Here is a 12,027-nt window from a genome sequence, read left to right as displayed (position 1 = left end):
CCATGGAGATGCTGCCGCTCCTGCTGACGATGGCCGGCGCGTCGCTCACGCTGGTGCTGATCGCGGTCGCCTTCGCCGGTCCGTCGACCCGGCGGGCGACCAGCCGCCGCCTGCTGGCGGTGCGCGAACGGCACAGCGGATCGGCCAGCACCGTCGCGATGGACGCGCAGCTTCGCCGGATCGGCAACAACCGCACCAGCAAGGCGGATCGCACCGCCCAGCGCATCCTGCCCAACGTCGAACAATTGAAGCTGCGCCTCGTCCAGACCGGCAAGGGCTGGACGATCGGCCAGTATTTGATGGCGTCGTGCGGCCTGTTCGCGGTGACGGCGCTGCTGCTGCTTATCAAGGGCATGCCGTTCCTGCTGGCGCTGCTGTTCGGCCTGTTCGTGGGCGCCGGGCTCCCGCACTTTGTCGTCGGCAAGCTCATCCAGCGGCGCGTCGCCAAATTCACCGCCAAATTCCCCGATGCGATCGAATTGCTGGTGCGGGGCCTGCGCTCAGGGCTACCGATCACCGAGACGATGGGCATCGTCGGCAACGAGGTCGATGGCCCGGTCGGCGAGGAATTCCGCGCCATCAACGACCGGATGAAGATCGGCCGCACGCTCGATGCAGCACTTCAGGAAACCGGCGACCGGCTCGGCACGCCCGAATTCCAGTTCTTCATCATCACCATCGCCATCCAGCGCGAAACGGGCGGCAACCTCGCCGAAACGCTCGCCAACCTTGCCGACGTGCTGCGCAAACGCTCGCAGATGAAGCTGAAGATCCGGGCGATGTCGTCCGAATCCAAGGCATCGGCCTATATCATCGGCTCGCTGCCGTTCATCGTGTTCGGGATGATCTGGTTCATCAACGGCAGCTACATGCAGACCTTCTTCATCGACCCCCGGCTGATCGTCACCGGCCTTGGCGGGATGGTATGGATGGGCATCGGTGCCTTCATCATGGCCAAGATGATTAACTTCGAGATCTGATGCGATGCTGAGCAACCCCAACGGTCCGACCCTGCTCGGCATCGACGTCCTGATGGTCGCGACGATCCTGTCGGGCGTCGCCGCGATGGCGGTGCTGCTGGCGATCTATGCCGCCACGTCGGTACGCGATCCGATGCAGCGCCGGGTCAAGGCGCTCAACGACCGGCGCGAACAGTTGAAGGCCGGCATTACCGCCTCGACCAGCAAGCGCCGCGCCAAGCTGGTCCAGAAGAACGAGGCGACCGACCGCATCCGCGCCTTCCTCACCTCGCTCAAGGTGTTGCAGGACGAACAGCTCAAGACCGCGCAGATCAAGTTGCTCCAGGCCGGCATCCGCTCGAAGGACTGGGCGGTCGCAGTGATCTTCGGCCGGCTCGTGCTGCCGATTACCTTCGGCCTGCCGATCCTTTACCTCGTCTATGGCACCGATGCCTTTTCCGACTACAGCCCGCTGCAGGCGTATGGCATCGTCGCGGGCACCGCCATCCTCAGCTACAAGGCGCCCGACCTTTACCTGAAGAACCGCATCACCAAACGCTCGGACGCGATCCGCAAGGGCCTGCCCGACGCGCTTGACCTGCTGGTGATCTGCGCCGAGGCGGGGTTGACCGTCGATGCCGCCTTCCACCGCGTGGCGCGCGAACTGGGCCGTGCCTACCCCGAACTGGGCGAGGAATTCACCCTCACCGCGATCGAGCTGGGCTTCCTCACCGAACGGCGTCAGGCGTTCGAGAACCTCGCCACCCGCATCGACCTCGACGCGGTGAAGGGCGTGGTGACGACGATGATCCAGACCGAGAAATACGGCACCCCGCTCGCCAGCGCGCTGCGGGTCCTGTCGGCCGAATTCCGCAACGAGCGCATGATGCGCGCCGAGGAAAAGGCCGCCCGCCTGCCCGCGATCATGACGGTGCCGCTGATCCTGTTCATCCTGCCGACGCTGTTCATCGTCATCCTGGGGCCAGCGGCATGCAGCATCAGCGATGCCTTCAAATAAATCCAGATAAATCCCCCCTCCCTGACAAGGGAGGGGCCGGGGGTGGGTAGGCCCGCGAGGGAGCGCGCCGCCCGATCCGCACGGAACACCCCGGCACCGCGACCGTTCTAGCCCCGTAACCAAACGGGGACCTGTGCGATGCTCTTCCAGACGCCGACCCAATTCGCGGTACTCGCGCTGATCCTCTTGGCCGGCTGGCTGCTCGGCCTCGCCTCCTTCTCGGGCGGCAAGAAGTGGAAGCAGCGCTTCCGCGACGAGGAAGCCGCGCACAAGGCGTATCGCGCCGAAGTCGCCGCCGACCTCAAGACCCGCGAGACGCGGCTGCGCGAGGTCGAGGCCGAACGCGACCGCTTCGCGAAGGAACGCGGCACCGGGGCGGCGACGACCGCCACGGCGGCGGCCAACGCCTCGCACGGCAGCGGCTTCTTCGGCTGGGGCCGCGACAATCTCTCGCGCATTCGTGGCATCGATCCCGACCTCGAATCGGCGCTGGGCCAGCGCGGCATCAAGACCTATCGCGCGATCGAAAACCTGACCGAAGCCGACGAGCGCGCGCTGGAGGACGACCTGCGCCTGCGCCCCGGCACGATCGACACCGAACGCTGGCGCGAACAGGCCGCGCTGCTGCGCGAAGGCCACGACGACGACCACCGCAGCCGCTGGGGGTAAAATACTCTCTCCCCTCCCTGACAAGGGAGGGGCCGAGGGTGGGTAGGCCCGCGAGGAAAGGTGAGCGTACCCCAACCGACCCACCCACCCCCAACCCCTCCCTTGCCAAGTAGGGGAGCCTGCCCGGTGCTGAAACTACCGCCGCCCGCGATACGCCGGCAGCGCCAGCCGGAACCGGATCGCCGCCCCGCGTAACACGAACCCCGCCGCCGCCGCCGGCAGCGCGGCGACGAACGGCGGCAGGCCCGCCGCGACCAGCACCACATGCAGCCCCGCCGCCAGCGCCGCCGCTGTCACATACAGCTCGGGCCGGATCAGGATCGACGGCACCCCCGCCAGCACGTCGCGCAGGATTCCGCCGACGCACGCGGTCAGCACGCCCATCACCGCCGCCTGGAACGGCGGCACGCCAAAGCTCGCCGCCTTGGCCGCACCGAACACCGCATAGGCCGCCAGCCCCGCCGCATCGAGCCATTCGAGCGCGCGCTCGCGCCACCAGTCCTCGGGCGTGATCCACACCAATGTCGCCACCGCGACGCAGATCGCGGCATAGGGCGCGCCATGCACCCAGAACACCGGCGCACCAATCAGGAGGTCGCGCACCGTGCCGCCCCCCACCCCGGTGACGAGCGCGAAGAACGCGGCGGTGACGAACGTCTGCGCGGTCCGCGTGGCCGCCAGCGCGCCCGACGCGGCGAACACCGCGATACCGACCAGATCGAGCGCGCCGAGCATCTGCCCCAGCGCTTGCGGAGAAGGGACCATCGCCCGCGCCTATCGCACCGCGCGCGGGTTGACGAGGCGGAACCACCATGGCCTCACGCGAATTGCCCCTGATGCCGATCCCGAGCCGAGACCCCATGCGACGCCTCACCCCAGCCGCGACCCTTGCCACCATCGCCCTCGCCGCGCTCGCCGGTATCGTCGACGCGCTGGCGTTCCAGAGTCTGGGCGGCTTCTTCGCCTCGTTCATGTCGGGCAACTCGACCCGCCTCGGCCTCGGGCTGGCGCAGGGCTGGAACGGGGCCGCCGCCACCGCCGCCGCGCTGATCCTCGCCTTCGTCTGCGGGGCGATGCTCGGCACGATCGCCGGGGCCGCCGCCACCGAACGGCTGGGTGCGCATCGGCGCGGCGAGGCGGTGATGGGCCTCGTGACCGTCCTCCTCGCAATCGCCGCCGCGCTCACCGCCTTCGCCCCGCTCCCCCTCGCGCTCCTGCCGCTCGCCGTCGCGATGGGCGCGCAGAACGGCGTGGTGGCCGAGGACGGCGAGGTCCGCGTCGCGCTCACCTACATGACCGGCACGCTCGTCCGCATCGGCCAGCGCCTCGCCCGCCGCCTGCTGGGCGAGGCCGCTGCACCCGGCTTGCGCGCCGAACTGCTGCTGTGGCTCGGCTTCGTCGCCGGTGTCACGATCGGCGCGATCGGCTGGCACTGGCTCGGCCTCGCCATGCTGTGGGTCGCCGCCGCCATCGCCGCGCTGCTGACCATGGCGGTGGCAAGGACCGGGCTGCGCTGATTCTCCCTTCCCTGACAAGGGAGGGGTCGGGGGTGGGTAGGCCTGGGGCGGGCGCACCGTTCCCTCGCGGGCCAACCCACCCCACCCCCTCCCTGTCAGGGAGGGGAGCAACCTTCTACTCCGGCAGCAACGCCCGCACCTCGCCCACGAAGCGCACCACCGAAATCGGCTTGGTCACATAGGCGTTGGCCCCGGCGGCGCGCACCCGCTCCTCGTCGTCGCGCCCCGAATAGGCCGTCACCGCCATGATCGGTACGCTGCGCAACCGCGCGTCGGCCTTCAGCAGCGCGATCAGCTCCAGCCCGGTCATATGCGGCAACTGGATGTCGGTGATGATGAGATCGGGCAGGAACCCCCGCGCCTTCGCCACCGCCTCGCGCCCGTCGCGCACCGGCTCCACCACGAAGCCGTGCGCGCGCAGCAGGTCGCAGAACAGCTTCAGGTTGAGTTCGTTGTCCTCGACAACGAGTACCCTTTTTGCCACGCGCTTCGTTTCCCGCCAGAGTGCAAGGAGGCTGTCTAGGCGATGCGCGGACGAGAGACAAATCACGACGCGGCCACCACCGCCTTGGGCGCGCTCGCATGGGTGATGTCGGAGGCCCCGCGCGCCGAACGCTTCCTGTCGCTGACCGGCATCGACCCGGCCGACCTGCGCGCCCGCGCCGGCGACCCCATATTGCTGGTCCAGCTTCTCGCCCATCTCGAAGCGTATGAGCCCGACCTGATCGCCTGCGCCGACGCGCTGGGCCTCACGCCCGCCGACCTCGTCGCCGCGCGCACCCGACTGGAGACTCCATGAAACCGCTGCTCATTACCGACTGTGACGAGGTGCTGCTGCACATGGTCCGCCATTTCGGCACCTGGCTCGGCGAAGCGCACGCGATCGATTTCCGCATGCAGGGCGGCAGCTTCGCCGACTCGATGACCCGCGCCGACGGTACCGTGCTGGAACCCGAAGCGATGTGGGAAAAGCTCGACGGCTTCTTCCCCGCCGAAATGGGCCGGCAGACGCTGGTGCCGCACGCCCGCGAGGCGCTCGCCCGGCTGGCAGAGCAAGCAGACATCGTCGTGCTGACCAACTTGCAGGACCATTGCCGCACCCACCGCGTCGATCAGCTCGCCACCCACGGCATCGTCCACCGCGTCGAATGCAATCAGGGGGGCAAGGGGCCACCGGTCGCGCGGCTCGTCGCCGAATATGGGCCGAGCGTCACCGTGTTCGTCGACGATCTGCCCGTCCACCACGAATCGGTCGCGCAGACCGCGCCCGAGGTTCACCGGCTGCACATGGTGTCCGAACCCGATCTGGCGGTCCACATTCCCCCCGCGCCCCACGCCCATGCCCGGATCGACGACTGGGTCGAGGCTGAACGCTGGATCGCGGCGCGTTTCGAACGCGGCCTGCCCGCCACCGCTTGACTGCCACCCCCCTGCCGAACGAGGAACTGCCCCATGGCATATGACATCCCTGCGAAACTGGCCGAACGCGGCCTCTCCCTTCCCGTCGCCGCCGCTCCGGTCGCGGCCTATGTTCCGGCGGTCGAGGCCGGCGGCCTGCTCCACCTCTCGGGCCAGTTGCCCTTCGACGACGGCGAGCTGATGACCGGCCGCGCCGGCGACGACCGCGACCTTGCCTATGCCACCCGCGCCGCCGAACGCTGCGCGCTGATGGTGCTGGCACAGGCCGAAAAGGCGCTGGGCAGCCTCGACCGGGTCGAGCGCGTCGTGAAGCTCGGCGTGTTCGTCAATTCGGCGGCGACCTTCACCGATCAGCCCAAGGTCGCGAACGGCGCGTCCGAGCTGATGGTCGCGCTGTTCGGCGACGCCGGCACCCACGCGCGCAGCGCGGTCGGCGTGCCCGTCCTGCCGCTAGGCGCGGTGGTCGAGATCGACGCGATCCTCGCGATTCGCGCATAGCCCCATCGTCCTTCCCGCGCAGGCGGGAATCCATACACGCCATCGTCGCGACAGATTCGCTACGTCGGCGGCAATGGGTCCCCGCCTTCGCGGGGATGACCATCAGGGCGGATCGACATCCACGGCCGCATCGTCACCCCGGACCTGTTCCGGGGTCCACGGCGCAGCGATCGATGCCGCTCGATGCACTGTCGACAGCGCACGCGGCCGGGTGGACCCCGGAACAAGTCCGGGGTGACAGACAAGGCAGCATTGTCGATCAAGCGCCGTACCGGAATGGCTGAATGTCGTTTCCGCCCCCGACGAGGGTAATCCCATCCAGCCCAATGCCCGCTGTTGCCGTCACGCAACAGCGAGCGTCGTTGCATCGGCCCGCCACGCAATAATCATTGTGCGGCGCGGCGGATACCGACATATTCGCGCCATCGACGGCCAGACCGCACGGACCAGCAAGGTCCACCCCATCGCGGCGACCGTCAACGCAGGAGAATCACCCCGTAACCGCAGAAAGGGTTTACGATGCGATTCTCGACCTTCCTCCCGGCCGCCATTCTGGCAGCCACCGCCGCAGTTCCCGCCATGGCGCAGGAAACCGCGCCGCCCGAACCGATCACCGTCAGCGGCAGCGCGTCGGTCGCGTCCGACTATCGCTTTCGCGGCGTGTCGCAGAGCGACAAGAACGTCGCGGTGCAGGGCGGTATCACCATCGCCCATGAAAGCGGCCTGTACATTGGCACCTGGGGTTCGAACCTCGCCGGCTGGGGCACGTTCGGCGGCGCGAACCTCGAACTCGATCTGATCGCGGGCTACAAGCACACCTTCGACACCGCGACCGTCGATGCCGGCGTCACCTGGTATACCTATCCGGGCGGCGCGGACGAAACCGACGTGGTCGAATTCTACGGCAAGCTCTCGGGCACCGCCGGCCCCGCCACGCTCACCGCCGGCGTGTTCTACGCACCCAAGCAGACCTCGCTCGGCCTGTTCACCCGTGCGCTCACCCCGACGTTGATCCCGGGCGACGGCAGCCGTCAGGACAATATCTACCTGTCGGGCGATGCCGCCGCGGGTGTGCCGAACACGCCGGTGACGCTGAAGGCGCACATCGGCTATTCGGACGGCAACCCCGGCCTCGGGCCGAACGGCACCAGCCTTGCCCCCACCGGCAAATATTGGGACTGGTCGCTCGGCGCCGACTTCACCTACAAGAACCTGACGCTGGGCGTCGCCTATGTCGACACCGACATTTCGGATCGCGAGGCGCTCTATCTGACGCCGAACTTCAGCAAGACCACCAACGGCAGCCCGATCGCGGCGAGCACCGGCGTCGTCTCGCTGACCGCCGCCTTCTGATCCCTTCCCCCGGTCGCGCACCACGCACCGGAGGACGTTTCCGGCTGTCCTACACCAGCCATCATCGGGCAGGATCGCACCCATGCGCTCCTGCCCGATGTTCGTTGGTCCCGACCATGCCGTCCGTCCGCAGGCGGCCGAAACCCGCGCCCTCCTGCCTCAGCGCGAAGCGCCCTTTACTCCCCGCCCCGACAACACACCGATGCCAAAGCGGAAACGCAACCGCACCGCGCCTACACCATCTCCGCGCCTCCGTGCCTCCGCGCGAACCAAAACTTCTTCTGTCCCGAACCACCGACAAAATAAGAATCACTCGCAACAAACACGCTGCAAGTGTAAACTTTGTCAACTTTGGGAGGAATTACGGAGCTGGAGCGACGTTCCCGCGCCACCATTCCGGCGAAGGCCGCAATCCATACACGCCGACGATGCGGCTCCTGTCCGATCGCCGACGACCGAAGCCCGCCACGGGCAAAGCCCGCGTCGTCGGACGGCGCTGCAAGCGCCGCCGGCCGGACGCGCCTAGTGCGGCGCGGTGCTGCTTCGCTGCACCTTGCCCGGCGCGTCAGGCTCGAACGACCCCGACCTCGCTGAACGGCCTCGGCTCCTTCGGCGGCACCGAAGCCTCGTTCAATCGGCACTGCCAGAAGCCGACGTCGATCCACCGCCCCTGCTTGAACCCGATCTCGCGGTACACCCCCGCCCGGCGGAAGCCGACCGCCTCGTGCAGCGTGATCGACGCATCGTTGGGCAGCGACAGCACGCCGATCGCCTGGGTGAAGCCCTGTGCCCGCAGCGTATCGATCAGCGCCTCGTACAACAGCCGCCCGGTGCCCTTCTGCTGCGAGGCACCGGCCAGATAGATCGAGGTTTCGACGACATAGCGATACGCCGGCCGCTCGCGGAACTTGGTGGCATAGGCATAGCCCAGCACCGCATCGCCGTCCGCCGCGCCGGTGGTCGCGACCAGCCACGGGTACAGCCCGTCGCTCGCCGCCATCCGGTGGCGGATCGCCCGCGCGTCGGGCGCATCGGTTTCGAACGACACGGTCCCGCCCAGCACATAGGGCGCATAGATCGCGGCGATCGCCGCCGCGTCGTCGCTGCGCGCGCCCCGGATCGCGATCACAGCCCCAGCCTCGCGACGATCAGGTCGAGCAGCGACCGGTCGCTCACCGAGGCATCGACTGGTCCCAAGCCCGCGCATTCGAGGCAACGTGCCTGCACCCCGACGCGGCCCGACAGCATCGCGCGGGCATCGCCCAGCGCCTGCGCCACCACCGCACGCTGGTCGCGCGCCGCCATGCCCAGCAGGTCGGTCGCCGCCTGCCCGCCATCGCCCTGATCGCGCTGCTGGTCGGCATAGCTCTTGAGGATCGTCTCCCACGCACCCGGCTGCTTGTCGAGGTACACCGCCCGTGCCTTCGCCGGATCGATCTTGGCGCGCTTCGCCGCCTCGGCCACCGCATCGCCCAGCGTCCCGAACCGGTCGACCAGCCCGAGCTGGCGCGCGGTCCCGCCGTCCCAGACGCGCCCCTGCCCGATCTGGTCGACGCGCGGCTGCGGCAGCTTGCGCGATTGCGCGACAAGCCCGGTGAAGCGGCGATAAATGTCCTCGACATTGCCCTGCATGATCGCGTCGAACGCCGGCGTGGTGCCGCGCGTCACGTCGGGCTGGCCGCTCAGCGGCGTGGTCGCGACGCCATCGGCGCTGACCCCGATCTTGGCGAGCGTGTTCTCGAACGTCGGGATCACCCCGAACACCCCGATCGAGCCGGTGATCGTGTTCGGCTCGGCGAAGATCACATCCCCCGGCGTCGACACCCAATATCCGCCCGATGCGGCAAGCCCGCCCATCGACACCACGACCGGCAGCCCCTTGGCCTTCGCCTGGAGGATCGCCTGCCGGATGCGCTCCGACGCCAGCACCGATCCGCCCGGAGAATCGACCCGGACGACCAGCGCCTTCAGGTTCTTGGTAGCAAGGCCGTCGAGCAGCAGCTTGGCGATGGTGTCGCCGCCCGCCGTACCGGCCTTCGCCTCGCCGTCGACGATGGTGCCGGCGACGGTGATGACCCCCACCGCATCGCCCCCGGTCGGCAGTGGGTTGGCCGCCAGCCAGTTGGCGTATTTGATCGTGCGGAAGCTGCCGAGCGGCTTGTTCGCCTCGGCCCCGGCAATTGCCGCCACCCGCTGCCCAAAGGCGATGCGATCACCCAGCTTGTCGACCAGCCCACCGCGCAGGTTCGCCTGCGCCACGTCGCCGCCCGCCGCCTGCACCGTCTCAGCCGGGCGGGTCAGGAACGCATCGAGCTGCGCCTTGGGCCGCGCCTTCTGGACGGCCGAGCGCCACTGGTCGAAGATCGCGCCATACAGCGCTTGATTGGCGGCGCGCGCCGGCTCCGACTGGTCGGCACGGGTGAACGGCTCGACCGCCGACTTGAACTGGCCGACGCGGTAGACGTGGGCGTTGACCCCCAGCTTGTCGATCAGCCCCTTGTAATAGAGCTGCGACCCGCCGGGCCCACGAAACATCGTGCCGCCGAACGGGTTCTGCCAAATCTCGCTGGCGTTGGCGGCGATGCGATACGCGCCATCGGTATAGAGCGTGGCATAGGCCAGCACCGGCTTGCCACCGGCGCGCACCCGCGCCACCGCGTCGCCCACTTCGGCCAGCGTCGCGGGATAGCCCCCGGCGAAACGGTCCATGTCGAGCACCACCGCCTTGACCCGGCCGTCGCTCTTCGCCGCATCCAGCGCGCGGACCACGTCGCGCAGCCGCAGCTCCTGCGCCACGCCCTGTCCCGACAGCGCGGCAAACGGATCGGCCTCGGCCGGCTGTTCGACGATCGATCCCGACAGGTCGAGCACCAGCGCCCCGTCGGTCACGCGGGTATTGGGCCGCGCCGACAGCGCGGCGAACAATCCCCCGAAGAACAGCAGCATGAGCAGCAGCACCAGCGCGTCCTTGATGCCGACCAGCAATTTCCATGCGCCACGTACCAGCTTCACGCGCGTTCCTTCCGGGGAGTTTATCGTGGATCGATAATTAGCGGCGGATGGCGGCGAGTAAAGTGGAGATGGCTTCATGGCGGGCCGGCACGGTGTTCCATCGCGGGCGCAGGAAGGATGTTCCTGCCCGCCCCGACGCCCTACATGGCGCGCCATGACCGACGCCGCCGCCCCCGCCGCTCCGCCCACGTCCCGCGCGGAACTGGCGGCAACGCTGCGGCTCGCCGCGCCGCTGGTCGGTGCGAACCTGCTGCAAATGGCGGTCTATGCGGTCGACGTGGTGTTCGTCGTCCGGCTGGGCACGGTCGAACTCGCCGCCGCGACGCTCGGCGTCTATGCCTACAGCGTGATCCTGTTCGCGCTGTCGGGCCTCGTCGGTGCGGTCGCGCCGATCATCGCCGCCGAACGCGGGGCACGTTCGCATGCGGTGCGCGAGGTGCGGCGATCGTTCCGCATGGCGCTATGGATCGCGGTGCTGGGCAGCGTGCCGTTCATGGCGCTGCTGGCGCATGGCGATGCGCTGCTGCTGACCACCGGACAGGACGCGACCGTCGCCGCGCGCGCCGATGCCTTTCTCGACATCCTGCTGTGGGCGATGATCCCCGCACTGGTCGGCACGGTGATGCGGATCACCGCCTCGGCGCTCGGCCGCCCCGGCTGGGCGATGGTCATCACCGCGCTCGGCCTTGCCGTATCGATCCTCGCCAACTGGCTGCTGGTGTTCGGCAACGCCGGCTTCCCTACGCTTGGGCTGGAGGGATCGGCGATCGCCAGCCTCGTTACCGCCACCGCGATGATGTTCGCCTATGCGGTCGTGCTGGTCGCCGACCGGCGGCTGCGCCGCTTCCGCCTCTTCGGCCGCTGGTGGCGGATCGAGGCGGGCCGGCTGCGCGAGATCGCGGTCCTCGGCCTGCCGATCGCGGCGACAATGACGTTCGAGGGCGCGCTGTTTTCCGCCGCCGGTTTCCTGATGGGCCGCATCGGCGTGACCGAGGTGGCGGCGCACGCCATCGCGCTCCAGATCGCGGCGTTCCTGTTCCAGGTGCCGTTCGGCATCGCACAGGCGGCGACGATCCGCGTCGGCCTCGCCTATGGCGCGGGCGACCGGACATGGATCGCGCGCGCCGGCTGGTCGGCGCTGATCGTCGGCACCGGCTTCATGGGGTTCACCGCGCTGCTGCTCTGGGCGTTTCCGCGCGCCTTCCTGTCGGTGTATGTCGATGTCGACGCGCCGGCCAATGCCGCGATGATCGCGCTGGCACTGCCCTATCTCGCCATCGCCGCGCTGTTCCAACTGGCCGATGGCGCGCAGGCGGTGGCGGCGGGCGTGCTGCGCGGGGTGCAGGATACGCGGGTGCCGATGGTGATCGCGCTGATCGGCTATTGGCTGGTCGGCTTCGCGACGTCGGTGGCGCTCGGCTTCTGGACGCCGCTCGCCGGGATCGGCGTGTGGATCGGCCTTGCCCTCGGGCTGTTCGTGGTCGCCGTGCTGCTGGTCCACCGCTGGCACCGGCGCGAGGCGCTGGGACTGGTTCGGACCGTCTGACGCGGCTGTTTGAAAACGCGCGATCGCGCGGTTTGC

Annotated in this window: 13 protein-coding genes; 9 read left to right on the top strand and 4 right to left on the bottom strand. The window is 68.8% G+C overall.

What is annotated here, in order from left to right; all coding sequences use genetic code 11:
- The first annotated feature begins 2 nt into the window (after window positions 1–2).
- The 3 genes from ASE78_RS08360 (at window position 3) to ASE78_RS08350 (ending at window position 2,646) form a co-directional block, all read left to right on the top strand.
- On the top strand, window positions 3–980 hold the full coding sequence (locus tag ASE78_RS08360; RefSeq protein WP_055761170.1) for a type II secretion system F family protein: 978 nt from the start codon (window positions 3–5) through the stop codon (window positions 978–980).
- 4 nt (window positions 981–984) lie between these two features.
- Window positions 985–1,977 carry a type II secretion system F family protein gene (locus ASE78_RS08355; protein WP_056495674.1) on the top strand — a complete coding sequence of 331 codons (993 nt, stop codon included), beginning with the start codon at window positions 985–987 and terminating at the stop codon, window positions 1,975–1,977.
- 138 nt (window positions 1,978–2,115) lie between these two features.
- On the top strand, window positions 2,116–2,646 hold the full coding sequence (locus ASE78_RS08350; RefSeq protein WP_056495671.1) for a hypothetical protein: 531 nt from the start codon (window positions 2,116–2,118) through the stop codon (window positions 2,644–2,646).
- Between the two features lie 135 nt (window positions 2,647–2,781).
- Here ASE78_RS08350 and ASE78_RS08345 read toward each other — a convergent pair whose 3' ends face one another.
- Window positions 2,782–3,411 (bottom strand): trimeric intracellular cation channel family protein, encoded by a 630-nt coding sequence (locus ASE78_RS08345; protein ID WP_056495668.1) that lies wholly within the window; start codon window positions 3,409–3,411, stop codon window positions 2,782–2,784.
- Between the two features lie 95 nt (window positions 3,412–3,506).
- Between ASE78_RS08345 and ASE78_RS08340 the strand changes: the two genes are divergently transcribed.
- The gene (locus ASE78_RS08340) at window positions 3,507–4,163 is read left to right on the top strand and encodes a YoaK family protein (RefSeq protein ID WP_056495665.1); all 657 of its coding nucleotides are present in this window, start codon (window positions 3,507–3,509) and stop codon (window positions 4,161–4,163) included.
- A gap of 115 nt (window positions 4,164–4,278) precedes the next feature.
- Here the strand turns inward: ASE78_RS08340 and ASE78_RS08335 are convergent, their stop codons facing one another.
- Complete coding sequence (locus tag ASE78_RS08335; protein ID WP_056495662.1) at window positions 4,279–4,647, bottom strand: response regulator; 369 nt, start codon at window positions 4,645–4,647, stop codon at window positions 4,279–4,281.
- A gap of 42 nt (window positions 4,648–4,689) precedes the next feature.
- On the opposite strand from ASE78_RS08335, the gene ASE78_RS08330 reads away from it, so the two are divergent.
- From ASE78_RS08330 to ASE78_RS08315, 4 genes are all read left to right on the top strand, one after another.
- The gene (locus ASE78_RS08330) at window positions 4,690–4,962 is read left to right on the top strand and encodes a DUF3572 family protein (RefSeq protein WP_056495659.1); all 273 of its coding nucleotides are present in this window, start codon (window positions 4,690–4,692) and stop codon (window positions 4,960–4,962) included.
- On the top strand, window positions 4,959–5,582 hold the full coding sequence (locus tag ASE78_RS08325; protein WP_056495656.1) for a hypothetical protein: 624 nt from the start codon (window positions 4,959–4,961) through the stop codon (window positions 5,580–5,582). The genes ASE78_RS08330 and ASE78_RS08325 overlap by 4 nt, the downstream gene beginning before the upstream one ends.
- Before the next feature lie 33 nt (window positions 5,583–5,615).
- Window positions 5,616–6,080, top strand: coding sequence for a RidA family protein (locus ASE78_RS08320; RefSeq protein WP_056495652.1), 465 nt, complete (start codon window positions 5,616–5,618; stop codon window positions 6,078–6,080).
- Window positions 6,081–6,599: 519 nt separating this feature from the next.
- Window positions 6,600–7,433 carry a TorF family putative porin gene (locus tag ASE78_RS08315; protein ID WP_056495650.1) on the top strand — a complete coding sequence of 278 codons (834 nt, stop codon included), beginning with the start codon at window positions 6,600–6,602 and terminating at the stop codon, window positions 7,431–7,433.
- Window positions 7,434–7,998: 565 nt separating this feature from the next.
- Here the strand turns inward: ASE78_RS08315 and ASE78_RS08310 are convergent.
- Both ASE78_RS08310 and sppA read right to left on the bottom strand, forming a co-directional pair.
- Window positions 7,999–8,562: a GNAT family N-acetyltransferase gene (locus tag ASE78_RS08310; RefSeq protein ID WP_056495647.1), complete on the bottom strand. Its 564-nt coding sequence runs from the start codon at window positions 8,560–8,562 to the stop codon at window positions 7,999–8,001.
- Window positions 8,559–10,445, bottom strand: coding sequence for a signal peptide peptidase SppA (gene sppA, locus ASE78_RS08305; RefSeq protein ID WP_056495643.1), 1,887 nt, complete (start codon window positions 10,443–10,445; stop codon window positions 8,559–8,561). Before sppA ends, ASE78_RS08310 begins: the two co-directional genes overlap by 4 nt.
- A 154-nt stretch (window positions 10,446–10,599) precedes the next feature.
- Here sppA and ASE78_RS08300 point away from each other — a divergent pair, with 154 nt between their 5' ends.
- A complete protein-coding gene (locus ASE78_RS08300; RefSeq protein ID WP_056495640.1) occupies window positions 10,600–11,991 on the top strand; it encodes an MATE family efflux transporter in 1,392 nt (463 codons plus the stop codon).
- Window positions 11,992–12,027: the final 36 nt, after the last annotated feature.

This window comes from Sphingomonas sp. Leaf25, assembly GCF_001421635.1.
Classification (GTDB): Bacteria; Pseudomonadota; Alphaproteobacteria; order Sphingomonadales; family Sphingomonadaceae; genus Sphingomonas.
The sequence above is the reverse complement of the archived record's forward strand: the minus strand, read 5'-3'. Positions and strand labels throughout refer to the sequence as shown.